The organism is Tetragenococcus koreensis (assembly GCF_003795145.1).
GTDB lineage: Bacteria > Bacillota > Bacilli > Lactobacillales > Enterococcaceae > Tetragenococcus > Tetragenococcus koreensis.
Genome location: NZ_CP027786.1, coordinates 1,782,410 through 1,807,239 on the forward strand (window position 1 = coordinate 1,782,410; position 24,830 = coordinate 1,807,239).

13 protein-coding genes, 26 tRNA genes, 3 rRNA genes, 1 pseudogene and 1 riboswitch are annotated in these 24,830 nt (G+C 42.5%); all 43 genes and pseudogenes read right to left on the reverse strand.

Going from position 1 to position 24,830, the window contains the following annotated elements:
- Positions 1-84: 84 nt before the first annotated feature.
- A complete protein-coding gene (pbp4b, locus tag C7K43_RS08495; protein ID WP_226996645.1) occupies positions 85-1,989 on the reverse strand; it encodes a penicillin binding protein PBP4B in 1,905 nt (634 codons plus the stop codon).
- 88 nt (positions 1,990-2,077) lie between these two features.
- Positions 2,078-2,707: an HAD family hydrolase gene (locus tag C7K43_RS08500; protein ID WP_124006473.1), complete on the reverse strand. Its 630-nt coding sequence runs from the start codon at positions 2,705-2,707 to the stop codon at positions 2,078-2,080.
- Positions 2,704-4,176 (reverse strand): PTS transporter subunit EIIC, encoded by a 1,473-nt coding sequence (locus C7K43_RS08505; protein WP_124006474.1) that lies wholly within the window; start codon positions 4,174-4,176, stop codon positions 2,704-2,706. Before C7K43_RS08505 ends, C7K43_RS08500 begins: the two co-directional genes overlap by 4 nt.
- 14 nt (positions 4,177-4,190) lie before the next feature.
- Entirely contained in the window at positions 4,191-5,081 is an 891-nt protein-coding gene (gene murQ, locus C7K43_RS08510) for an N-acetylmuramic acid 6-phosphate etherase (RefSeq protein ID WP_124006475.1), read from the reverse strand.
- Positions 5,074-6,153 carry a DUF871 domain-containing protein gene (locus tag C7K43_RS08515; RefSeq protein WP_124006476.1) on the reverse strand — a complete coding sequence of 360 codons (1,080 nt, stop codon included), beginning with the start codon at positions 6,151-6,153 and terminating at the stop codon, positions 5,074-5,076. The genes murQ and C7K43_RS08515 overlap by 8 nt, the downstream gene beginning before the upstream one ends.
- A 314-nt stretch (positions 6,154-6,467) precedes the next feature.
- A pseudogene (locus C7K43_RS08520) lies at positions 6,468-7,249 on the reverse strand (alpha/beta hydrolase).
- Positions 7,250-7,352: 103 nt separating this feature from the next.
- The gene (gene metK / locus C7K43_RS08525) at positions 7,353-8,540 is read right to left on the reverse strand and encodes a methionine adenosyltransferase (protein WP_124006477.1); all 1,188 of its coding nucleotides are present in this window, start codon (positions 8,538-8,540) and stop codon (positions 7,353-7,355) included.
- A riboswitch (SMK box riboswitch) is annotated at positions 8,538-8,628 on the reverse strand. (Overlaps the previous gene by 3 nt.)
- A gap of 125 nt (positions 8,629-8,753) precedes the next feature.
- Positions 8,754-8,825 (reverse strand) — tRNA-Glu (locus C7K43_RS08530).
- A 7-nt stretch (positions 8,826-8,832) separates the two neighbouring features.
- Positions 8,833-8,920: transfer RNA gene (locus tag C7K43_RS08535), tRNA-Ser, on the reverse strand.
- Between the two features lie 25 nt (positions 8,921-8,945).
- Positions 8,946-9,019 (reverse strand) — tRNA-Ile (locus C7K43_RS08540).
- Positions 9,020-9,039: 20 nt separating this feature from the next.
- Positions 9,040-9,110: transfer RNA gene (locus C7K43_RS08545), tRNA-Gly, on the reverse strand.
- A 6-nt stretch (positions 9,111-9,116) separates the two neighbouring features.
- Positions 9,117-9,189, reverse strand: a tRNA-Phe gene (locus tag C7K43_RS08550).
- A 4-nt stretch (positions 9,190-9,193) separates the two neighbouring features.
- Positions 9,194-9,267, reverse strand: a tRNA-Asp gene (locus C7K43_RS08555).
- Between the two features lie 41 nt (positions 9,268-9,308).
- Positions 9,309-9,382 (reverse strand) — tRNA-Met (locus C7K43_RS08560).
- Between the two features lie 45 nt (positions 9,383-9,427).
- Positions 9,428-9,517 (reverse strand) — tRNA-Ser (locus C7K43_RS08565).
- Positions 9,518-9,535: 18 nt separating this feature from the next.
- Positions 9,536-9,607: transfer RNA gene (locus tag C7K43_RS08570), tRNA-Glu, on the reverse strand.
- A gap of 16 nt (positions 9,608-9,623) precedes the next feature.
- A tRNA-Ile gene (locus C7K43_RS08575) sits at positions 9,624-9,697 on the reverse strand.
- Positions 9,698-9,713: 16 nt separating this feature from the next.
- Positions 9,714-9,784 (reverse strand) — tRNA-Gly (locus C7K43_RS08580).
- 1 nt (position 9,785) lies between these two features.
- Positions 9,786-9,862 (reverse strand) — tRNA-Asp (locus C7K43_RS08585).
- Between the two features lie 39 nt (positions 9,863-9,901).
- A tRNA-Met gene (locus C7K43_RS08590) sits at positions 9,902-9,975 on the reverse strand.
- Positions 9,976-10,021: 46 nt separating this feature from the next.
- Positions 10,022-10,111: transfer RNA gene (locus C7K43_RS08595), tRNA-Ser, on the reverse strand.
- Between the two features lie 29 nt (positions 10,112-10,140).
- Positions 10,141-10,214: transfer RNA gene (locus C7K43_RS08600), tRNA-Ile, on the reverse strand.
- Between the two features lie 16 nt (positions 10,215-10,230).
- A tRNA-Met gene (locus C7K43_RS08605) sits at positions 10,231-10,305 on the reverse strand.
- Positions 10,306-10,327: 22 nt separating this feature from the next.
- Positions 10,328-10,400 (reverse strand) — tRNA-Ala (locus tag C7K43_RS08610).
- Positions 10,401-10,413: 13 nt separating this feature from the next.
- A tRNA-Pro gene (locus C7K43_RS08615) sits at positions 10,414-10,487 on the reverse strand.
- 3 nt (positions 10,488-10,490) lie between these two features.
- A tRNA-Arg gene (locus tag C7K43_RS08620) sits at positions 10,491-10,564 on the reverse strand.
- 15 nt (positions 10,565-10,579) lie between these two features.
- Positions 10,580-10,666, reverse strand: a tRNA-Leu gene (locus C7K43_RS08625).
- A gap of 15 nt (positions 10,667-10,681) precedes the next feature.
- Positions 10,682-10,753: transfer RNA gene (locus C7K43_RS08630), tRNA-Gly, on the reverse strand.
- Between the two features lie 11 nt (positions 10,754-10,764).
- A tRNA-Thr gene (locus C7K43_RS08635) sits at positions 10,765-10,837 on the reverse strand.
- A 17-nt stretch (positions 10,838-10,854) separates the two neighbouring features.
- A tRNA-Leu gene (locus tag C7K43_RS08640) sits at positions 10,855-10,936 on the reverse strand.
- A 14-nt stretch (positions 10,937-10,950) separates the two neighbouring features.
- Positions 10,951-11,023 (reverse strand) — tRNA-Lys (locus C7K43_RS08645).
- A gap of 2 nt (positions 11,024-11,025) precedes the next feature.
- A tRNA-Val gene (locus C7K43_RS08650) sits at positions 11,026-11,098 on the reverse strand.
- Between the two features lie 7 nt (positions 11,099-11,105).
- Positions 11,106-11,222 (reverse strand): 5S ribosomal RNA (rrf, locus tag C7K43_RS08655).
- A gap of 85 nt (positions 11,223-11,307) precedes the next feature.
- Positions 11,308-14,227, reverse strand: a 23S ribosomal RNA gene (locus C7K43_RS08660).
- A gap of 186 nt (positions 14,228-14,413) precedes the next feature.
- Positions 14,414-14,486: transfer RNA gene (locus tag C7K43_RS08665), tRNA-Ala, on the reverse strand.
- 72 nt (positions 14,487-14,558) lie between these two features.
- Positions 14,559-16,118 (reverse strand): 16S ribosomal RNA (locus tag C7K43_RS08670).
- Together the 16S, 23S and 5S rRNA genes with 26 tRNA genes alongside form the textbook arrangement of a ribosomal RNA operon.
- 486 nt (positions 16,119-16,604) lie before the next feature.
- Positions 16,605-18,098, reverse strand: coding sequence for a lysine--tRNA ligase (gene lysS, locus C7K43_RS08675; RefSeq protein WP_186810700.1), 1,494 nt, complete (start codon positions 18,096-18,098; stop codon positions 16,605-16,607).
- Positions 18,099-18,254: 156 nt separating this feature from the next.
- Positions 18,255-19,145 (reverse strand): Hsp33 family molecular chaperone HslO, encoded by an 891-nt coding sequence (gene hslO / locus C7K43_RS08680; protein WP_124006478.1) that lies wholly within the window; start codon positions 19,143-19,145, stop codon positions 18,255-18,257.
- A 322-nt stretch (positions 19,146-19,467) separates the two neighbouring features.
- Entirely contained in the window at positions 19,468-21,600 is a 2,133-nt protein-coding gene (ftsH, locus tag C7K43_RS08685) for an ATP-dependent zinc metalloprotease FtsH (RefSeq protein ID WP_124006479.1), read from the reverse strand.
- Positions 21,601-21,668: 68 nt separating this feature from the next.
- On the reverse strand, positions 21,669-22,217 hold the full coding sequence (hpt, locus tag C7K43_RS08690) for a hypoxanthine phosphoribosyltransferase (RefSeq protein ID WP_124006480.1): 549 nt from the start codon (positions 22,215-22,217) through the stop codon (positions 21,669-21,671).
- Positions 22,218-22,236: 19 nt separating this feature from the next.
- On the reverse strand, positions 22,237-23,622 hold the full coding sequence (gene tilS, locus C7K43_RS08695) for a tRNA lysidine(34) synthetase TilS (protein ID WP_124006481.1): 1,386 nt from the start codon (positions 23,620-23,622) through the stop codon (positions 22,237-22,239).
- Positions 23,623-23,721: 99 nt separating this feature from the next.
- Positions 23,722-24,165 carry a S1 domain-containing RNA-binding protein gene (locus C7K43_RS08700; protein ID WP_124006482.1) on the reverse strand — a complete coding sequence of 148 codons (444 nt, stop codon included), beginning with the start codon at positions 24,163-24,165 and terminating at the stop codon, positions 23,722-23,724.
- A gap of 234 nt (positions 24,166-24,399) precedes the next feature.
- Complete coding sequence (locus C7K43_RS08705; RefSeq protein WP_124006483.1) at positions 24,400-24,801, reverse strand: FtsB family cell division protein; 402 nt, start codon at positions 24,799-24,801, stop codon at positions 24,400-24,402.
- Positions 24,802-24,830: the final 29 nt, after the last annotated feature.

Here is a 24,830-nt window from a genome sequence, read left to right on the forward strand (position 1 = left end):
CAATTTATTCTGCTAAATCTTGTTTTAAACTTTTCATTAGCCCAGAATAACCTTTATTTTACTTGTTTTTATTCCTACAAATATTTAGTCATCAGAAACAAATTTAGTTATTTGTTTAAACTGTTCAGTCTTCATAAAATCAGTAATTTCTTTACCTTCCTTGCGTTCATCCATTACGTCGAGTAAGGACTGCAGCTGGGCATAATCAATCGCTGTTTGTTCCTTTTTATTCGCTTTCATATAATGATACTTAGAATTAACCATATCCACCAATTTACTATTGTTGGCTGACTGATTGTCTTCTTTGTTGCTATCAAAAGCTAGCGTTGCGATCAAACCATATTGACCTGTTAAAAAGTGATCACCGACAAAATCATTGGGATCATTCTTATTATCAACGACTGGAGAATTTTTAGTATTCGTCAACAATACGACAGACATATTATTGACCGAATCAATCACTGTCAACGTTCCCGTCCAGCCGGTATGTCCAACCGTATTAGTATTAGCTAAAGGAGAAAAAGCCCAAGAATATAAACGCTGACCTTTACGTCGCCATCCCAATCCAAAACTTGGATCTGTATCTTTAGCTTGAATAAATTGATCCATCGTATCTTCATCAAAGAATTGATGACTACCGTAACCGCCTTGATTCAAGGTAATTTGCGTCAGTACTGCCAAATCTTTTGCATTAGAAAACAGACCGGCATGTCCACTGACACCTTCCATCGAGTAAAAGGCTTTCTCATCGTGGACCTCGCCTTGTACAAGATTTTTCCGGATATTGTCAAAGTCAACTTCTCCATCACGCGTGTTCCCATGTAGTTCACCTGCAGCAATTTGTTCCTTTTTAAAATTATGATCTAAAGGTTTAAAAACCGTGTGTTGTAGGTTTAACGGCTGATAATAACTTTGGTCCATATATTCATCCAAATTCTGTCCAGTTACTTTTTCAATAATAAAACCAAGCAGCATGTAATCAACATCTGAATACATCGTTTTTGTCCCTGGTTCATATTCTAAAGGTGTAGCAATGATTTTTTCCATGACGTTATTTCGATCCTGCGTATAAAGTTCTTTATTGGCATTTGGTGTGGATAGATCTTCTGCGTCAGGGTCATAGTTTTTATTGTGATATTGTGGATCTGCCGGAAAGCCAGCTTGATGCTGAAGGATTTCCTTGATTGTTAAGTCATCTTTTCCCTTTATTTCGTCAGAATTTTTATCCTTAAAGTCGGGGAAAATCTCACTGACTTTCTGGTTAATATCTAAATCTCCCTCTGAAACTAACTTTTGAATAGCATAATTGGTCGCATACATCTTTGTGTTACTAGCTAAATCATACAAAGTGTTTTCGGTTACTTTTGCACTATTTTTCTGTGGGTTGCCTTGTTGATCATAGGCATTCACGTTCCCGTAAGCACTGGATTTAACAATTTTGCCATTTTTGGTGACTACCAATTGGGCCGAGGTAAAACCATTTTTTATTTCTGCGTTAATAAGCTGATCGATGAATTTGAAATTATCATTATCTGCATAATCTTTTGTCTTGTCTTTTAAAACAGGATAAGGAATTTTTATATCGATTTTTGCTTTATCCTCGTTTTCCGCCTGGCTCACTTGCAGATGATTATCTCCATTTTTAGTGAAATCTGAAATGTCGACTTGCTGCCACTTTTTATCCGATAAATCAGCAAGTACTTCATCGCCATTTACATAAATCTTGAACGCTTCACTATCATTCGTTTTTATTAATAAATTTCCTTGGTCTTTATATCCATGAAATGTCTGCATCTGATTTGTCAAAAGTGAGCTGTCAAATGCCTCATCAGTTGCTTTTATTGGATAAGTCTGACTAAATTGATAAGTACCTTTAGGTTGGCTAATTTTTTTCACTTCCGTTTTTTCTTGCAGCACACAGGCACTCGTAAAGAGTAAAATACTGAGTACTACGCAAGACATAATAATCTTTTTCCCACACTCTTTCATGTTGAGATATCCTTCTCTCTTTGTATTCGATTTCAGGATTGATAAAAGTGAAGCAATCGTCTCATTAAAACAAAACGATTGCCTCAATTCAAATTAAATCTAACAACTGTTTAGTTGATTCAATCTGATAAGTGGCTTGTGACTGGTCGATAGCAAATTGTTGACTTTTTAAAGCTGCAACGGACAAATTAGCCCGTCGTGCAGCTTCGATCCCAAATGCCGAGTCTTCAATCACTAAACAATCACTAGGCTGTAAATCAAGCTTAGATACTGTATATTGATAAATCTCAGGATTGGGTTTGCTACGTGCAAACATCTCACCACTTGTAATTAATTCAAAATAATTTTTGATTTGGTTGACTTCTAATATTCGATAGATATTTTCCAAGGGGCCTGAAGAAGCTACGGCTAAACGAATCCCATTTTTGACTAAGCCATCCAACGTAGATAAAATATCTGGATTAAACATTTCTTGGTAATTAATTGGATACTGCCTGCGAAATTCTTGATAAGCTTGCAATAATTCTTTCCTTTTTTTTATATCAGCTGGAATTAATTGTTCAAACATATCAAAAGCATTAGATCCGACAAAATGTTCTTGCACTTCTTGTGATACTGGCAAACCATTTTTCTCAAAGAAAATAGCTCGTCGCTTTTGGTAGGCCTTTTCTGAAAAAACGATCACACCGTCTACATCAAAAATGACTGCTTTTTTCATATAATATTACCTTCTCGAATATCTTCGTTCGTACCAAAGAAATAAGTTAATACAAAACCACCAATATAGCCGGCAATCAGACTAATCACATAGTTAAGCATTGGTGTAGTACCTCCGTCAATTAAAGGGATCAACGCAAGTCCGCTGGGGCCAATTGAAATCGAACCGACACCACCAAGCAAACCAACGACAGCGCCACCGATACCGCCTCCTAAACAGGCAGTGATGAATGGCCGACCTAGAGGGAGCGTCACCCCATAAATCAAGGGTTCACCAATACCCAAAATACCTACTGGTAATGCTCCTTTGATCATCTCTGTTAATTTTTTATTATTGCGACAACGTATCCACAAAGCGATGGCTGCACCAACTTGTCCTGCACCAGCCATTGCCAAAATTGGCAACAAAGTTGTACTGCCATACGTGGCAATTAATTGGAGATGAATCGGGGTCAAAATCTGGTGAAGTCCAAACATGACCATCGGTAAAAATAAGGCACCCAGGACAAAACCAGAAAAAGCGCCACCGACACCCAAAACCCAACTAATACCACCTACAAGACCATCAGAAATCCAACCAGCCAAAGGCATGATAAAGAAGATTGTAACAACACCCATAGCAGCTAATGTAAGTACTGGTGTCAAAATAATATCAACTGCATCTGGCACCACTTTGTGCAACCATTTTTCCACTTGCGCCATTAAAAAAACCGCAATAATGACACCGATCACGCCACCTTGGCCTTCAGCTAACGGTTCACCAGTAAAAATATTAGGAAGTGGCAGGTCTTCACTCATACCAGTTAGCAGGGTGACGCCCCCAATAACACCGCCCAAGCTTGGCGAAGCGCCAAATTCACGTGCAGCATTAATCCCCACGTAAATAACTAGGTAAGTAAATACACCACTTTGAATAATAGAACCAACACTTACGATATTTACCCACATATCGCCAGAAATCGTTCCAGCTTCCAACATATTCGTTAAAACAGAGGCGATCCCACCAATAATCCCGGCACCAACAAAGGCTGGAATTAATGGAACAAAGATATTAGCGATTGATTTTAAAACCTTTGACCAAGGTTTTTGGTTTTTCTTTTTCACTTCGGCATGGACTTCTTCTGCTTTAGCATTAACGTCTGCTTTTCCACTTGATGGGTCTTCTTCTGTAGGCGATTCATCCATAGGGGTTCCATCTGGACGTTCTTCGCCTAATTCCACTCCTGCCATATTGGCCATCTTTTGCGCGACTTTACTAACTGTACCAGGTCCCAGTACAATTTGTAGGGTTTCATCTTCGACAACTCCCATTACGCCTTCGACTGCTTTTAGCCCCTCAACGTCTACTTTACTATTATCAATAACGCCCATGCGAATACGAGTCATACAGTTGACGATTTTATTAACATTGTTTACGCCACCGACGTGCTCGTAAATTTCTTCTGCTAGCTTTGTATTTTTATCTGCCACTTTTTCTTCCTCCTTTAAAGTGTATTTCTGACAAACCCTTTTCCTTCAACTAGTTTTTTCTTTGCTTCATTTTTGTCTGCTCCGGTCAAAATCATAACGATTGCCAGTTTTACATTTTCTTCTGCCTGATAAAAAGTTTGATCGGCTTGTTCATAACGACAATCCGTTGCTTGCATAATAATTCGTTTGGATCGTTCTACTAGTTTTTCATTGGTGGGACGTACATCCACCATCAGATTTTTATACACCTTTCCGATGCCAATCATTGAAGCTGTTGAAAGCATATTTAATACTAATTTCTGAGCTGTCCCTGATTTAAGGCGAGTCGATCCGGTCAAGACTTCTGGACCTACTTCAACTTCGATAGGAAATTGAGCGTGCTGGCTGATTTGGGCTTCATTATTACATGCGACTGAAGCGGTAGTAGTGCCCACTTCTTTGGCGTAATCCAAACCACCAATCACATACGGCGTCCGCCCACTAGCAGCAATCCCCACAACAATATCATCTTGGTTCAAGCCTGCTTGTACCAGATCATTTTTAGCTAATTCCGGGGAATCTTCTGCTCCTTCAACTGCCACCGTCATCGCTTTCATGCCGCCTGCGATCAACCCTTGTACCATTTCTGGTTCGGTACCGAATGTAGGTACGCATTCAGCCGCATCAAGCACGCCTAAACGACCGCTTGTCCCAGCGCCAATGTAAAATAGCCGTCCTTTTTTATTAAACGTCTGGATAATTTGTTCAACAGTTTTTTGGATCTGCGGCAACGCTTTTTCAATCGCAAAGGGCACGCTCTTATCTTCATCGTTCATTGTTTGTAATACTTCCAAGATGCTCATATCATCCAAAGCCATTGTTTTTTGATTTCTAGTTTCTGTTGCTAATTTTTCTAATTCACTCAATACTATCCCTGCTTTCTCTTAATTCAAACCGGTAACCAGAAGAAATATAATCAATTAAAGCACGATCTTTTTGAATAACCTTAGCTGCCACATTCACTTTCTCATCAGCTGGTAAATCACGTTTGGTGATCTGTACTTCTCCCATATAACGTAAATAGCTTTTATTATCAATCGTCACAGACCCTTGTCGTCGCATTTGGTTATTTTCAGGTTCAATCATCTGTTGGTTATTTTTTCGGGCTTCTTGGCTTCTAACCACATCTTGCGCATCATCAACCCGATTGGTGTGCTCGCCCAGAATAAGCGAGCTATAAGTATTTGCCAGCAATTCAACTTCAAGCAGCAATTTTTTATGTTGGAAATAGCCAGTAAATTGCTCTCTAACTTTTTTTGAAAGTCCACTATCTCCAATATGAACAGCATCGCAGCCATAATGTTGAAATAAATCAATTGCAGCGGCCAGGGGGTGCTCGCGGCGATGCTCCTCCAAGGTTGGCAAGCCTGCATACAATGGTCCACGTAAATTTTCATCGCCAGGTACAAATGCAACAATCTTAAAACCTAGTGACTGCCATTTGCGATTTACCGATTGTAAATAAGTTTTTGAAAGCCCCGTTTCAGGACGCGGATAATAATTATGCCATAATTCCATGTTGGTAAAATCTGCTTGATATGACGTTAATTCGCTCACATCTTGGTCTGTCAAAGTCGAGGCGTTTAATCCTACTTGCATATGAGAAGAAACAGCAGCAATTGTTTGATTATCAATCCCATAGTCCATGCGTATCCCAGTAACCCCTATATCTTTTAACTTGTCACAAGCACCTGGCTGATTAAGATCAATTGCTAAACGACGTAAGCCATCACTTGATATATCTGCCATTAAATCCATCTGCAATTGCTGAATTATCTTACCAAGCTGTCGCAAAGTATGGATGACTGCTTGCGGATCATCTTCTGGAATATGCAAAGAAGTAAAAACACGTGTAAAACCTGCATGATTCATTTCTTCTATATATTGTTTCTTATCTTTTGACAATGGTTCTCCCAAGAAAACTGAAAAACCTAGCATGATTTACACCACCTTTACTAATACGGTTTCATTATAAACAAAAAGAAACAACATTTCAATAGACAAAAGTATATTCACGTTATTCCGAAATAACGTTTCCGTATGATCTAATTTAATTTTTATTAAAAAGTGATAAATCAATAAATCAGACAAGCTTTGAACCGTCACTAAGGTAGGAAAGGTAATAAAAGAAATGAGAACTCAGTAGAGATAGCCATTGAATTAGCAAAAGCTTTTGCTAATTGATCGACTAAAAAAGCCAGCTAAACGTTATCTCTGCTTAGCTGGTTGTCCAAATATTTTATTGCATTTTTTTACAGTGGTAACCACTCTAAAACTCGCTTAACCCAATGATCCCAATATACCCAGTCATGTTCGCCAGGGCCATCTTCAAAAGTTACATCATACCCTCGATCCTGCATTTTTTGCATTGTATAGGTGCTAGCCTGATGTAATGGATCTTCAGTCCCACAGGTAATGAAAAATTTAGGTGCCTGCGATGCATCCAGAGTTTCAATCAAATGGATTAGATCATTTTCTGACCCTTTAATTCCTGCCAGAGGACCAAAAATCCCTTCCCAATAAGCTTTACTTTTTATTTCTAATAACTGATCGATTCCTTCAGCGATCGTTAAACCACCTGAAATAGAGGCAATCGCCGCAAAATTTTCTGGCTTTCTCAATCCAAGTTTTACAGCTCCATAACCGCCCATTGACAAACCAGCCGCAAATGTTCTAGCTCTTTTCCTCGTTAATTGGGGAAATAACTCATGACAGATCTTAGGCAGCTCTTCGGCGATAAAAGTCCAATAATTCATATCATATCTAGTATTGGTATACCAAGCAAGTTCAGTAGACGGCATAATAACAGCTAAATCCATATCCTTCACATAACGCTCAATTGCCGTACGTCTTTGCCAGACACTATGATTGCCGTTCATGCCATGCCATGCAATAAATAAAGTACTGCTACATCTTCAGTTGCGCCTTTTGAGTTTGTACCCAATGTCTTTTTGGTTTCTTGCGGTAAGATGACATCTAACATAACTTCCATTTCTAACACATTAGAAAAAACATTTACTTGTAAAAGGGCCATTCTATTCATTCACATCCTTAGACATTTACTATTTATTGTAGCAGACTTTTCTTTATAATAAAAAAAGATCCTATTGATTTCTATCAATAAGGACCATTTGTAATTATTTTACACTTTTTTGTAGAATTTCTACTTTATCAGTTTTTTCCCAAGGCAGATTAATATCTGTTCTACCAAAATGCCCATAAGCAGCTGTATCTTTATAAATAGGACGACGTAAATCCAACATTTCAATGATACCAGCTGGGCGTAAATCAAAGTTTTGTCGTATTGCTTCGATCAATTTTTCTTGGGATACTTTACCCGTTCCGAAAGTATCAATAGCAATAGATACAGGCTCAGCTACACCAATAGCATAAGCAAGTTGTACTTCGACTTTATCCGCTAATTTTGCCGCGACAATATTTTTAGCAATATAACGTGCAGCATAACTTGCAGAACGATCGACTTTTGTAGCATCTTTACCAGAAAACGCACCGCCACCATGACGAGCATAACCCCCATAAGTATCTACAATAATTTTACGACCTGTTAACCCAGCATCACCTTGTGGGCCGCCAATAACAAAACGTCCTGTAGGGTTAATGAAGTATTTGGTTTGTTCATCTAATAATTCGTTAGGAATGACTACTTTAATGACTTTTTCAATCATATCGCGACGAATGGTTTCATTCGCAACATCATCGTTGTGTTGTGTACTAATAATGACAGTATCTATTCTTTTAGGTTGGTCATTTTCATCATATTCCACAGTGACTTGCGATTTTGCATCTGGACGTAAGTAACTGATTTCTTCTGATTTTCTTAGTTGGGCTAAACGAGCGACAATTTTATGACTTAAAGAAATCGGCAACGGCATCAATTCTGGTGTTTCATCTGTTGCGTAACCAAACATTAATCCTTGGTCACCAGCTCCGGTTGAATTGATTCGTTCTTCTTTATCTTCTCTTGCTTCTAACGATGTATCAACACCTTGGGCAATATCTTGTGATTGTTCGTCAATCGCGACTAAGACCGCTACGTTGTCACCATCAAAGCCATACTCTGGTCGATCATAACCAATATCTTTGATTGTTTGACGTACGACTTTTTGCATGTCTACATACGCTGACGTTGAAACTTCACCGAACACTAATACTAAACCTGTCGTTACAGAAGTTTCACAAGCAACACGTGCCATTGGATCTTGTTCTAAAAGCGCATCTAAAATTGCGTCACTAATTTGGTCAGCAATTTTATCCGGATGTCCTTCTGAAACAGATTCAGAAGTGAACAAACGTCTTTCTTTCATGATGATTCCCCCTAAAATATGTTTTTCGGTTACAAGGCATCTTCATTTGAAACAATCAAATGAATCCTCTCGGGAACTTGCAACGGTCTGATTCTAATAGACAATAAAAACAATCTATTTTCATTTCTTTTAAAGAAATGAGACAAAACCGAAACTGTCAGCAAAAGTCCTCATTTTAGTTCTAAAAAAAAGCATCCATCACTGAATGCTTCATGATCCGTACGGGATTCGAACCCGTGATACCGCCGTGAAAGGGCGGTGTCTTAACCACTTGACCAACGGATCGCTGATACGGGGAAGGAGGGATTCGAACCCTCGCGCCGCGTAAACGACCTACACCCTTAGCAGGGGCGCCTCTTCAGCCACTTGAGTACTTCCCCAAAACCAAAAAAGTATTGATTTTCATGGGCCTAAATGGACTCGAACCATCGACCTCACGCTTATCAGGCGTGCGCTCTAACCAACTGAGCTATAGGCCCATCATAATAACTACAACAAAAGCGGGTGACGAGAATCGAACTCGCGACAACAGCTTGGAAGGCTGTGGTTTTACCACTAAACTACACCCGCCTTATATGGATCGGGACAGAATCGAACTGCCGACACACGGAGCTTCAATCCGTTGCTCTACCGACTGAGCTACCAATCCAAAACGGTCTGGACGGGACTCGAACCCGCGACCTCCTGCGTGACAGGCAGGCATTCTAACCAGCTGAACTACCAGACCAGCTTTGCTGTAAATATAAATACGTACTTGAAAAAGTACAATTGCGGGAGCAGGATTTGAACCTGCGGCCTCCGGGTTATGAGCCCGACGAGCTACCAGACTGCTCTATCCCGCGATAATAAGCTAATGATCACTTGCATAGATACAAGGATTTTAGTAAAGGAGGATAAGGGATTCGAACCCTTGCACGGTTTTACCCGCCTGACGGTTTTCAAGACCGTTCCCTTCAGCCGGACTTGGGTAATCCTCCATTAATTCCCAAGGCGCATGGTCCGTACGGGATTCGAACCCGTGATACCGCCGTGAAAGGGCGGTGTCTTAACCACTTGACCAACGGACCTGTTTGTTTAGTAAAGTGGGCCTAAATGGACTCGAACCATCGACCTCACGCTTATCAGGCGTGCGCTCTAACCAACTGAGCTATAGGCCCAAATGATAATACAACAAGCGGGTGACGAGAATCGAACTCGCGACAACAGCTTGGAAGGCTGTGGTTTTACCACTAAACTACACCCGCATGGCGGTCTGGACGGGACTCGAACCCGCGACCTCCTGCGTGACAGGCAGGCATTCTAACCAGCTGAACTACCAGACCAATTTTGTTGTATCATCGATACTTGAAAAACAAGTATAATTGCGGGAGCAGGATTTGAACCTGCGGCCTCCGGGTTATGAGCCCGACGAGCTACCAGACTGCTCTATCCCGCGATAATAAACTAATGATCACTTGCATAAATACAAGGATTTTTAGTAAAGGAGGATAAGGGATTCGAACCCTTGCACGGTTTTACCCGCCTGACGGTTTTCAAGACCGTTCCCTTCAGCCGGACTTGGGTAATCCTCCAACAAATAAATAAAATGATAGTGACGCAATGGACCTTGTAGGACTCGAACCTACGACCTGACGGTTATGAGCCGTCTGCTCTAACCAACTGAGCTAAAGGTCCAAGCTCTTAATCAAAATCGCGGTGGAGGGGATCGAACCCACGACCTCCCGGGTATGAACCGGACGCTCTAGCCAAGCTGAGCTACACCGCGAAAATCATTTTATTAAATGATATGGAGCCTAGCGGGATCGAACCGCTGACCTCCTGCGTGCAAAGCAGGCGCTCTCCCAGCTGAGCTAAGGCCCCAAATTAAAACTCATCGGGAAGACAGGATTCGAACCTACGACCCCTTGGTCCCAAACCAAGTGCTCTACCAAGCTGAGCTACTTCCCGTTACGCGCCCAGAAGGATTTGAACCCTCAACCTTCTGATCCGTAGTCAGACACTCTGTCCAGTTGAGCTATGGGCGCAATACAATGAAACAATGCCGAGGACCGGAATCGAACCGGTACGGTAATACACTTACCGCAGGATTTTAAGTCCTGTGCGTCTGCCAGTTCCGCCACCCCGGCGTGGTTTTGGCATCAAGCGGAAAACGGGATTCGAACCCGCGACCCCCACCTTGGCAAGGTGGTGCTCTACCGCTGAGCTATTTCCGCAGCTCTTTAGATGCCGGCTAAAGGACTTGAACCCTCGACCCTCTGATTACAAATCAGATGCTCTACCAACTGAGCTAAGCCGGCGCATGTCTATCATGCCATGCGGGTGAAGGGACTTGAACCCCCACGCCTTGCGGCGCTAGATCCTAAATCTAGTGCGTCTGCCAATTCCGCCACACCCGCTGATTGATCTAAAATGAGTCGTACAGGGTTCGAACCTGTGACCCTCTGATTAAAAGTCAGATGCTCTACCAACTGAGCTAACGACTCAATGGAGGTTATAGGGCTCGAACCTATGACCCTCTGCTTGTAAGGCAGATGCTCTCCCAGCTGAGCTAAACCTCCTGATTCCGCGTGGCGACGTCCGACTCTCACAAGGGGATAACCCCTCACTACAATTGGCGCTAAGAAGCTTAACGACTGTGTTCGGCATGGGAACAGGTGTCTCCTTCTTGCGATCGCCACCACACACAAAATCATGTTGAGTGAACCTTTCGTTCTCTCAAAACTGGATGAAAAACAACCGCCATTTGCAACCGAAAACCCTTGAACCTGTGGTTAAGTCCTCGATCGATTAGTATCCGTCCGCTCCAACCCTCACGGGTCTTCCACTTCGGACCTATCTACCTGATCTTCTTTCAGGGATCTTACTTTCTTTGAAGAAAGGGGAAATCTCATCTTGAGGGGGACTTCACGCTTAGATGCTTTCAGCGTTTATTCCTGCCCTACATAGCTACCCAGCGATGCCGTTGGCACGACAACTGGTACACCAGCGGTAGGTCCATCCCGGTCCTCTCGTACTAAGGACAGCGCCTCGCAAATTTCCTACGCCCGCGACGGATAGGGACCGAACTGTCTCACGACGTTCTGAACCCAGCTCGCGTGCCGCTTTAATGGGCGAACAGCCCAACCCTTGGGACCGACTACAGCCCCAGGATGCGACGAGCCGACATCGAGGTGCCAAACCTCCCCGTCGATGTGGACTCTTGGGGGAGATAAGCCTGTTATCCCCAGGGTAGCTTTTATCCGTTGAGCGATGGCCCTTCCATGCGGAACCACCGGATCACTAAGCCCGACTTTCGTCCCTGCTCGACTTGTCTGTCTCGCAGTCAAGCTCCCTTCTGCCTTTACACTCGTTGAATGATTTCCAACCATTCTGAGGGAACCTTGGGGCGCCTCCGTTACCTTTTGGGAGGCGACCGCCCCAGTCAAACTGCCCATCTGACACTGTCTCCCGCCACGCTGAGTGGCGCGGGTTAGAGTGGCCATAACGCAAGGGTAGTATCCCACTGATGCCTCCTTCGAGACTCGCGTCCCGAATTCTACGGCTCCTACCTATCCTGTACATGCGGTACAGACACGCAATATCAAATTACAGTAAAGCTCCATGGGGTCTTTCCGTCCTGTCGCGGGTAACCTGCATTTTCACAGGTACTAAAATTTCACCGAGTCTCTCGTTGAGACAGTGCCCAAATCGTTACGCCTTTCGTGCGGGTCGGAACTTACCCGACAAGGAATTTCGCTACCTTAGGACCGTTATAGTTACGGCCGCCGTTTACTGGGGCTTCAATTCGTACCTTCGCTTACGCTAAGCACTCCTCTTAACCTTCCAGCACCGGGCAGGCGTCAGCCCCTATACGTCATCTTACGATTTTGCAGAGACCTGTGTTTTTGATAAACAGTCGCTTGGGCCTATTCACTGCGGCTGCTCGTTAGAGCAGCACCCCTTCTCCCGAAGTTACGGGGTCATTTTGCCGAGTTCCTTAACGAGAGTTCGCTCGCTCACCTGAGGATACTCTCCTCGACTACCTGTGTCGGTTTGCGGTACGGGCCATTGCCTTCTTGCTAGAAGTTTTTCTTGGCAGTGTGACGCCAGAACTTCGGTACTTAAATTTCCCTCCCCGTCACAGCTGGTCGTTGACAAGAAAAAGCCTTTCACTCTTTCTCCGACTCACTGCTTGGACAGACCTTTCCATTCGTCTGCTTTCTTTTGCCTCCTGCGTCCCTCCATCACTCAAATGAAGACAACAGGTACAGGAATATCAACCTGTTGGCCATCGCCTACGCCTTTCGGCCTCAGCTTAGGTCCCGACTAACCCTGGGCGGACGAGCCTTCCCCAGGAAACCTTAGTCTTACGGTGGACAGGATTCTCACCTGTCTTTCGCTACTCATACCGGCATTCTCACTTCTAAGCGCTCCAGCAGTCCTTACGATCTGCCTTCTCTGCCCTTAGAACGCTCTCCTACCAATGCACCCTAAGGGTGCATTCCACAGCTTCGGCAGTATGTTTAGCCCCGGTAAATTTTCGGCGCAGGGTCACTCGACTAGTGAGCTATTACGCACTCTTTCAATGATGGCTGCTTCTGAGCCAACATCCTAGTTGTCTGAGCAACCCCACCTCCTTTTCCACTTAACATACATTTAGGGGCCTTAGCTGGTGGTCTGGGCTGTTTCCCTTTCGACGATGGATCTTATCACTCACCGTCTGACTGCCGAGGCAAAATGAATGGCATTCGGAGTTTATCTGCATTCGGTAACCCGAAAGGGGCCCCTCGTCCAAACAGTGCTCTACCTCCATCATTCGTTCCTCGACGCTAGCCCTAAAGCTATTTCGGAGAGAACCAGCTATCTCCAAGTTCGTTTGGAATTTCTCCGCTACCCACACCTCATCCCCGCACTTTTCAACGTACGTGGGTTCGGTCCTCCAGTGCGTTTTACCGCACCTTCAACCTGGACATGGGTAGATCACCTGGTTTCGGGTCTGCGTCGACTGACTCAAAGCGCCCATTTCAGACTCGCTTTCGCTGCGGCTCCGTCTTTTTACGACTTAACCTCGCCAGCCAACGCAACTCGCCGGTTCATTCTGCAAAAGGCACGCTATCACCCATTAACGGGCTCTAACTTGTTGTAAGCACACGGTTTCAGGATCTCTTTCACTCCCCTTCCGGGGTGCTTTTCACCTTTCCCTCACGGTACTGGTTCACTATCGGTCACTAGGGAGTATTTAGCCTTGGGAGATGGTCCTCCCGGTTTCCGACGGCATTTCGCGTGTGCCGCCGTACTCAGGATCCGTTAAAACAAGTTGCCGGCCTTCGCCTACGGGGCTCTTACCCGCTCTGGCGGATCGTTCCAGATCCTTTGGCTGCCCTTTTTCTTGTGCTGTTAACGTCCTACAACCCCAAGATGCAAGCATCCTGGTTTGGGCTCTTCCCGTTTCGCTCGCCGCTACTCAGGGAATCGAGTTTTCTTTTTCTTCCTGCAGGTACTAAGATGTTTCAGTTCCCTGCGTCTACCGCTTGCCTGCTATGTATTCACAGATCAAGCCACATTCGATTAAAAATGCGGGGTTTCCCCATTCGGAAATCTCTGGATCCTAGCTTACTTACAGCTCCCCAGAGCATATCGGTGTTGGTCCCGTCCTTCATCGGCTCCTAGTGCCAAGGCATTCACCGTGTGCCCTTTTCTACTTAACCTTACTCGACCTTGCGGTCGAGGGACCAACGATGGTTCTATACTTTTAGCGATAAAAGCCCATCGATGGTCGCTTTTTTTTTGAACTCTTTCAAAAACGCGTTCAACGCGATTCTCGGTTGGTGTTGATTGTTGTTTTTCTATCCAGTTTTCAAAGAACCAAAGGTAACGACCTTAAAGGTCGTTCATGGAGCCTAGCGGGATCGAACCGCTGACCTCCTGCGTGCAAAGCAGGCGCTCTCCCATCTGAGCTAAGGCCCCCTTGCGGGGGTAGACCTCTCAAAACTGAACAAAGCGCAAACGATGTGTAAAGCTTCCGTAATTTTTCCTTAGAAAGGAGGTGATCCAGCCGCACCTTCCGATACGGCTACCTTGTTACGACTTCACCCCAATCATTCATCCCACCTTAGGCGGCTGGCTCCTCTAATGAGGTTGCCGCACCGACTTTGGGTGTTACAAACTCTCGTGGTGTGACGGGCGGTGTGTACAAGGCCCGGGAACGGATTCACCGCGGCATGCTGATCCGCGATTACTAGCGATTCCGGCTTCATGCAGGCGAGTTGCAGCCTGCAATCCGAACTGAGAGAAGCTTTCAGAGATTCGCGCGGCCTTGCGGCTTGGCTTGCTCGTTGTACTTCCCATTGTAGCACGTGTGTAGCCCAGGTCATAAGGGGCATGATGATTTGACGTCATCCCCACCTTCCTCCGGTTTGTCACCGGCAGTCTTGCTAGAGTGCCCAACTGAATGCTGGCAACTAACAATAAGGGTTGCGCTCGTTGCGGGACTTAACCCAACATCTCACGACACGAGCTGACGACAACCATGCACCACCTGTCACTTTGCCCCCGAAGGGGAAACGCGATCTCTCGCGTGGTCAAAGGATGTCAAGACCTGGTAAGGTTCTTCGCGTTGCTTCGAATTAAACCACATGCTCCACCGCTTGTGCGGGCCCCCGTCAATTCCTTTGAGTTTCAACCTTGCGGTCGTACTCCCCAGGCGGAGTGCTTAATGCGTTAACTGCAGCACTGAAGGGCGGAAACCCTCCAACACTTAGCACTCATCGTTTACGGCGTGGACTACCAGGGTATCTAATCCTGTTTGCTACCCACGCTTTCGAGCCTCAGCGTCAGTTACAGACCAGAGAGCCGCCTTCGCCACTGGTGTTCCTCCATATATCTACGCATTTCACCGCTACACATGGAATTCCACTCTCCTCTTCTGCACTCAAGTGATCCAGTTTCCAATGACCCTCCCCGGTTGAGCCGGGGGCTTTCACATCAGACTTAAATCACCGCCTGCGCTCGCTTTACGCCCAATAAATCCGGACAACGCTTGCCACCTACGTATTACCGCGGCTGCTGGCACGTAGTTAGCCGTGGCTTTCTGGTCAGCTACCGTCATAGAAAAAGCATTGCCTCTTTTTCCTGTTCTTTACTGACAACAGAGCTTTACGATCCGAAAACCTTCTTCACTCACGCGGCGTTGCTCGGTCAGACTTTCGTCCATTGCCGAAGATTCCCTACTGCTGCCTCCCGTAGGAGTCTGGGCCGTGTCTCAGTCCCAGTGTGGCCGATCACCCTCTCAGGTCGGCTATGCATCGTTGCTTTGGTGAGCCGTTACCTCACCAACTGGCTAATGCACCGCGGGACCAGCCATCAGTGACGCAAAAAGCGCCTTTTAGCTTTCTTTCAGGCGAAAGAAAGCCTTATGCGGTATTAGCACCTGTTTCCAAGTGTTATCCCCCGCTGATGGATAGGTTCCCCACGTGTTACTCACCCGTCCGCCACTCCGCTTCAAAAGAAACCGAAGTTTCGATCGAAGCAGCGTTCGACTTGCATGTATTAGGCACGCCGCCAGCGTTCGTCCTGAGCCAGGATCAAACTCTCATCTTGAATTTGATCGATCAACACCGTTGATCGTTTCAGCTCTTGTTACTTTTACGCTTGCGTCTTGCTTGCGTTGTTGTTAATGTTTGTTGCTTCTTTTAGAAGCGCCCTACACATTGGTTCGTTTGCTTGCTTTGTTCAGTTTTCAAAGGTCTACTATTTGTCGCCGTAGCAACTTTTATATCTTATCAGCGTGACAAGCTTTTGTCAACACTTTTTTAATAAAACTCTTAAAAAGTTTTCTTGTTCACAGCGACTTGATAATCTTACCAAAACTGTAAACATGCGTCAATCATTTTTGTAAAAAAATGAAAAAGTTTTTCATTGCCACAACCAAATAATAATATATCAATAAAAACCCCTTAGGTCAATAATTACAACGCATGTTTTTAAAAGAAATTCTAATCACGATTGATTCAAAAACGAGCTTTTATATTGTTCGTTTTTTTATAACAAAAAAACTGCGGATATCATTAACCGCAGTTTTTAAACTTAACGCATTGTTGGGAAAAGCAGTACATCGCGAATTGATTGGGCATCTGTTAACAACATGATCAATCGATCAATTCCAATACCTAATCCGCCAGTAGGTGGCATCCCATATTCTAGTGCTTCCAAGAAATCTTCATCTACTCCATGAGCTTCTTCATTACCGGCAACGCGTTCTTTTTCTTGTTCTTCAAAACGAGCACGTTGATCAATTGGGTCATTCAATTCGGTAAATGCATTAGCAAATTCATGACCGACAATAAATAGCTCAAAACGATCAGTAAACCGTGAATCATCCGGGCTTTTCTTAGCCAGTGGAGAAACTTCTACAGGATGTCCATAAACAAAGGTCGGTTGTTGTAATTTATCTTCAACAAACGTTTCAAAAAATTCGTTGATAATATGTCCGACACTCATTGACTCCGTAATAGCTACATGATGTTTGTCAGCTAACTCTCTTGCTTGATCTAAAGATATTTCTTGCCAAAAATCAATTCCGGTATACTCTTTAATTGCATCAATCATATGAAGGCGGGCAAAATCAGCTCCTAAATCAACTGTCTGGTCATCATAAGTAATTTGGTTGGTCCCTAATACATTTTCAGCAACATCACGAATAATTCCTTCTGTTAGGTCCATAACATCACCAAAGTTGGCGTATGCTGTATAACATTCTAACATAGTAAATTCTGGATTATGAGTGGTATCAATTCCTTCATTGCGGAAAACACGACCAATTTCATAAACTTTTTCCATTCCACCCACAATTAATCGTTTCAAATGCAGTTCTAAAGCAATACGTAGATATAAATCAATATCTAATGCGTTATGATGCGTAATAAACGGACGAGCAGCAGCTCCCCCTGCTTGATTGTGTAATACTGGAGTTTCAACTTCTAAGTAGCCACGATGGTCCAAGTAGCGTCTAATTTCACTAATAATCTGACTACGTTTTTTAAAGCGCTCAAAACTATCGCGATTACTAATTAAATCTAGTGACCGTTGGCGATAGCGCTGTTCAACGTTTGTTAAGCCATGGTATTTTTCTGGCAATGGACGCAACGCTTTTGATAGAAGTGTAACTTTTTCAGCTTTAATAGAGACCTCACCAGTGTTTGTTTTCATTATTTGACCAGTAACGCCATAAAAGTCTCCTAAATCTGCTTGCTTAAAAATAGCATAATTGTCTTCACCGACTTCATCTTTGCGGACGTAGATCTGAATTTTCCCTTCACGATCTTGTAAATGCGCAAAACCGACTTTCCCTTTTCCTCTTTTTGAAACCATACGACCAGCAACACTCGCCGTAAGACCCATTTCATTTAATTCTTCTTTCGTACGAGCATCAAATACTTCATGCAATTCATTAGAATTATGCGTACGGTCAAAGCGTTGGCCAAACGGATCAATTCCTTCTTCTTGCAATGCTTCCATCTTTTGACGACGGACCAACATTTGATCATTTAACTCAGCTTGATTTTCATGTTCTCCTGCCACAAATTTTCCTCCGTTCTCTGATAGGCTTCCTTTTTATAATGCCAATGATACGAAAAAAAAGCAAGCCGAAAAGAGAATACGACTTGGATTTTTTTCTCAAGTTAATGTTTAACAGATAGTTTTTTGGTTTTTCTTAAACATTCACCCAACAAATAATTAAGTATTACCCATTACTGCTTCTTGTTTAAGTTCAGCTAACTCTTGTTCAGTAAAATAATATTTATTATCACAAAATGCACAAACTGCTTCTGCTTCATGATCTTCATCAATGATCGCTTGGATTTCTTGGGTACCCAATGAAATCAGCCCGCTAGCAAACCTTTCTTTAGAACAATCACATTTAAACTGTACTGGCATTTTCTCCAAAATGGCCACAGGTTCATCACCAAAAATAAAATCTAAAATTTCTTCTGGCGTTTTTCCTTCATCCAACATAGAAGAAACCTTTGGTAAATGCTGCAAACGTTCTTCTAAAGCAGCCACTACTTCTTCATCAGCGCCAGGCATCATTTGTATCATAAAACCACCAGCTGTTTTAATTGAATCATCAGTATCAACTAAAACACTCACACCAACAGAAGAAGGTGTTTGTTCGGACACAGCAAGATAGTAGGTAAAGTCCTCCCCTAATTCACCTGATACAATAGGCGTTTGCCCAGAAAATGGTTCTTTTAGACCAAGATCTTTGGTCACCGAAAAAATCCCTTGAGTTCCTACAGCTCCTTGAACATCGATTTTTCCTTGTTCATTTAAAGGTAAGCTGACATGTGGGTTTTGGATATATCCTTTGACGTCTCCGCTACCATTGCTTGTCGCAATGATCGCTCCACCAGGTCCGTCACCTTGAATACGAACAGTAATAGTATCGTTTCCCTTAACTGTACTTCCTAACAACAGGCTGCCAATTAAGGTACGACCTAAGGCTGCTGAGGAGGTATTCCAGGCATCGTGTCTTTTTTGTGCTTCACTGACGGTTTGAGTAGCATTAACTGCATAGGCTCGGACAAAACCTCTATAAGCCATTGCTTTTACTAAATAGTCATTCATTGTTTGGTTCTCCTTTAAAAACGGCTAAAAGGCAATATTTTCGCCTCTTCTTATTAATGAATCTTACTACTGAAACATAGCAAGGTTCAACTTTTCTGTCTGCACAAGGCAAAGAGGCTGGGACAAAAGCCTCCAGCAACGGTAAAATTTCTGAATAACTAGGACTTTGCTCCTGCGATTACTCGTCGCACAAAACTTTGCTCCTGCGATTACTCGTCGCAAAAGACGAATGAGCAAAAATTAGAGCCCCTAATTTTTCGTGAACCATTGCTAGAAATAGCTTATGTTCCAGCCTCTTTTATTGTGTAATTATTCGAAACAATTATTCATCTCTTGAATCCGAATTACGGTCTTGTCCTTCTGATGAAGAATCAGTTGATTCATTCGAATCTTCTTTATGTTCATCCGCTGGTTCCGTAGAATCACCAGAATCATCGTTTCCTTCATCTTTTTCATCGACCCGACTTTGTTCTTCTTTCTTTTCCAAAGCGCGTTTTGCTTCTTCAAAAGATTGTCCGTTTTCACTCGGATATTCACTTTCTTCGGCATAAGATGCTGGCATTTCGCCTGTTTCAAACAACGATTTGATTGCTTTAGCATCAAGTGTTTCGTATTCTAATAGTTTTTCAGCAATCAATTTATGTTGCTGGCGATGTGCTTCGATAATTTCACTAGCTTTTTTATGCCCGTTATTTACGATATTACGCACTTCATCATCAATTTCATAAGCAAATTGTTCAGAATAAGATTTTGTTTGCCCATAATCGCGGCCGACAAATACTTGATTGCCTCCTTCATATTGGATCGGACCAAGTTTGTCGCTCATACCATATTGAGTCACCATACTACGTGCTATGTTAGTTGCTTGTTCGAAGTCATTAGAAGCGCCCGTTGATTGGGAACCAAAAACAATTTCTTCAGCAGCACGCCCACCTAGTAACCCTGCGATTTGTTCAGTTAAATCATCTTTAGTCATAAGATTTTGATCTTCTTTAGGCAAGGCAATCATATAACCGCCCGCACGACCACGTGGAATAATTGTTACTTTGTGAACCACGCGTGCACGGCTCAACACTAAGCCGACAATAGTATGTCCTGCTTCGTGGAAGGCCACCATTTCGCGTTCTGTCTTATTGATAACATTATCTTTCTTCGCTGGACCTGCAATGACACGATCTTCTGCTTCATCAATATCAGAGGCATCAATTTTCTTCTTACCGCGTCTTGCCGCAACAAGTGCTGCTTCATTCAACACGTTTTCCAAATCTGCCCCAGAAAAACCAGGTGTTTGTTGTGCAACAACTTTTAAATCAACGTCTTCGGTTAATGGTTTATTGCGAGAATGAACTCGTAAAATAGCTTCACGACCTTTAACATCAGGACGTCCAACTAAGATTTGTCGGTCGAAACGGCCAGGTCGTAACAAGGCTGGGTCCAAGACATCTGAACGGTTCGTCGCAGAAATAACGATAACTCCTTCGTTGCCTTCAAAACCATCCATTTCAACTAATAATTGATTTAGGGTTTGTTCCCGTTCGTCATGGCCGCCGCCCATACCAGCACCACGTTGACGAGCAACTGCATCGATTTCATCAATAAAGATAATAGCTGGAGCATTTTTCTTCGCTGTTTCGAATAAATCACGTACACGACTAGCCCCAACACCTACAAACATTTCAACAAAGTCTGAACCGGAAATTGAGTAGAACGGTACGCCGGCTTCACCAGCTACTGCTTTAGCTAAAAGGGTTTTCCCTGTTCCTGGAGGGCCTTCTAAAAGAACTCCTGCCGGAATACGAGCGCCTAATTCAGAGAAGCGACGTGGGTCTTTCAGAAATTCAACAACTTCGACCAATTCTTGTTTTTCTTCTTCAGCACCTGCTACATCAGAAAAACGAATTTTATTAGCCTTTTTATCTGCTTCTTTGGCTTTGGACTTGCCGAAATTCATCATTCGGCCACCGCCACCACCACCGCCGCCGCCTTGTTGACCCATCATTAAATAAAATAGGACCAAAAGACCTAACAGTGGTAAGAAACTTATAAGCAGTGATACCCAAATGCCACTACTTGATTCTTCTTCAATGGATGTCTGTACAGAATTTTCATCGGCTAACTCACTTATCTCACTTAACGTTGAGTCATTTGGCAAAGCCACCGTTGAGAACTGTTTAGTCGTTGATTCAGTTGAACCTAATATTGCTAATCCATTATTATTGTTAACTGTTTTCTCTTCTTCGTATTCACCTGTAATTTGGTAAACGCCATTGGTTGGCTGCACATTAAATGATTCAATGTCGCCAGCTTCTAATTGTTCAGTAAAGGTAGAGTATTGTATTTCTGGCGTTTCATCTCTACCATCGCCTAGGAAGAAGTAAACAACCATTACCATGGCCAAAATGATCAGCACATAGTATAAAGTGTTTCTTGCTGTCCCTTTATTATTTTTGTTCATGCGGCCCCTCCTTGCCAATTTGTCTTATTTTGACCTTTTATATTGTATCATATCTTGCTTTACTTCGGTCAAATTTTTGTTTCATATATACTTGGTTTTAGTACTCCAACATAAGGTAGATTGCGATACTGTTCAGCAAAATCCAACCCGTAGCCAACCACAAATTCATTAGGAACATCAAATCCGATATAATCAGCTTCAATATCCACTACACGTCCTTCTGGTTTATCCAAAAGCGTGACAATTGAAACAGAATTTGCTTGGCGATATTTAAATAAATCTACCAAGTAATTAAGCGTACGGCCGCTATCAATAATATCTTCTACGATCAACATATCGCGTCCTTTTACGTTTGTATCCAGATCCTTTACGATTTTCACTTCACCTGATGAAACCGTCGCATTTCCATAACTTGATACATCCATAAAGTCAAGTTCTATATATGTATCCATCTGACGTACAATGTCGGCCATAAATGGTATAGCGCCTTTTAATACGCCAACTACAAGCGGTTGTTTGTTTTTATATACTGCTGTAAGTTCTTTGCCTAGTTCTTCACAACGCTTGTAAATTTCTTCTCGTGTAATCAATATTTTCTCAATATCTTTTTCCAGCATCTGCTTCCCCTTCCAGCTTTCACTCTCGATACTTATAAAGAAGTACGTAGTGTATTTTAGCAGTTTCTTTAGCAATACACAAATAAGAAAATACATAGGGTAATAAGCCTAAAACATTCCCTTGAAGGTCGGTTATGACCCATGCTTCATCCCGTGAAGCTCGAGGGGTTTTTTTATCGATAAAAAAACGCGAAATCTTTTTGTTCAATTGTTCGTTTAATTGAATACGATCGCCTGCACGCCGTCTACGAAAAATAACCGTAGAAGGAAATTCTAATGTTAAATTTTGGCGATATTCTAACCAAAGTTTGACTTTTTCTGGAACTTTCACTTGGTCTTTAGGAAAAATACCCACCCATTCGTTCGCTGATAAAAATGACGATTGCCCAGTATGAAGCGTAGTCGGCTCAATATCATCAGTAACAGAATTGCTTTGGCGTAAAAATAATTGTCCATAACTTTTTTGAAACTGCCAAGTTTGTTCGACATCCATTTCCCAATGTGCCTTTTCTTTAGCCAAAAGTTCCATAACTTGCCCGATTTGTTTAGCACTAAGCGTTAAACCATAATACTGACGCGCCTTTTTTGTAAGTTCTTCTAAGAAAAAAAAGCGTTGCGCTTGAGACAGGGCCAAGAAGCCGTTAACATCTATTTCAAATTCATCACGTTTTTCTTTGATGTTTGCTTGATACCAGTGTTCTTGTTGCTCTGAAATAATCTCTTGAGCAGCACTTAATTGTCGGGATAATTGTTGGAAATGCTGTAGTGCTTGTTTATTTTCTTCTTTTAAAAGCGGTACGACTTGATGTCTAATCCGATTTCTTTGCATATCAAGGGAAGCGTTTGTCTGATCTTCAAAATAGACAATGCCATTTTCCTTACTGTAATCCAAAATCTCTTGTTTTGCTACATTCAATAAGGGCCTGACTAATACCTGGTTTTTACCAAACGATTGCCTAGGTAAGATTCCCTTAGCTGAAAACAGATTTCCTTCACGAACCATTTTCATGATCATGGTTTCCATCTGGTCATCGCTATGATGGGCCGTAGTGAGCACTTGGTAATCATAGGTTTGCATAGTTTCTTTAAAAAAGTTGTAACGAAACGTACGTGCTTTTTCTTCCACTCCGGTAGTTGGCGGGTTGTGCCAACAAGTCGCATAAAATGGTAGACTTTTCTTTTGACAGTAGTTTCTTAAAAAGTTTTCTTCTTCATCAGAAGCCTTACGCAACCGGTGGTTCACATGAGCTACACCAATGGCAAAACCAATCTTTTCCTGCAAGGTTTCTAAAATATGCAGCAGAACCATCGAATCAACGCCGGTGGATACCGCGACCAGAACACGGTCATTAAACGTTAATAGTTTTTTTTCTTTTATAAACGCCTCAACTTGCCAAGAAAGCATAAGTTTCCCCTCGCCTTGTTTAACTAGAATTTCTAAAAAAAGAAAACAGACAAAAAATCCGCATCCATCAGTCAGCGAACCTTCAGCCTGCTATAATATTTAGTTTCTGCGACCGCCGCGACCACCGCGTTTTCCTTCAGTGTTCCTTCTTAATGAAGACAAGCGATCGTCACTTTCTTTTAAGAACGAATTCATTAATGAATCGAAGTCTTCTTTATTATTTCCAGCATTTTGATTGCGTGTTTGTGGTTTTTTCTGCGTTGGACGATGTGTTGTATTCCCTTGTTCTCGTTTTTCTTCTTTCGGCTTATCTTCTGCTTTACGTATGGATAGACCGATCTTTCCATCGTCACCGACAGAAGTAACTAAAACAGTCACTTCATCACCAACAGTTAATACATCGTGGATATCTTTGACAAAACCATTTGAAATTTCGCTGATATGAACAAGACCTGTTTTTTTATCCCCTAAATCAATAAATGCACCAAAATTTGTAATCCCTGACACTTTTCCCTTTAGTTTTGCTCCAACTTCGATTGACATAAAAAAAATGTTCCTCCTAAATTTTACCGTTTCTAAAATAATTACAGCTTTTCTCAAGCTAAGAAGATACGCAAGCCAAATTTATCTGACCCTCTACAAACGTATCTGTTCATTTACACAAAATTTGTTGCTTTGTATCTTAGGCAGGCAAACCTAAGTTCCCACTACCTACATTTTAGCATATAATCTTTGTCATTGACACGTTTTTTGACTTTTAGCACAAAATAAAAAACGCTAATCTGACTCGTTTATTTCTTCATCACTTTCATTTCCTGGCAATGGAAAAACGATTTCATCGTCATCTGAATACAAAAAACGACTTCTGGCAATCTTAGCAACGTAGTCTTCATCTTTTAACAAAGAGACATCCTTTTTTAAATTTTCTGTTTGTTTGGTAACATCTTTTTGTTCAGCTACTGTTTCTTCTCTGTAGTTTTCTAATTTTTGCAAACGTAAGTAATCATTAAACAAAGATATGCCAACACTTAAGAAAACAATGGCAGCGACGACAAAAATCGCCAGTAAACGTCGTCTTCTAAAGATAATTTGACGCTGTTCTTTTGCATATTTCGCATACTGTTTTTTGGCATATTCGTTGTCTAGGACCTTTACATTTGATTTTTCTTGATTGTCCACGCAAACCGCTCCAGTCTTCCTTAGTTGAC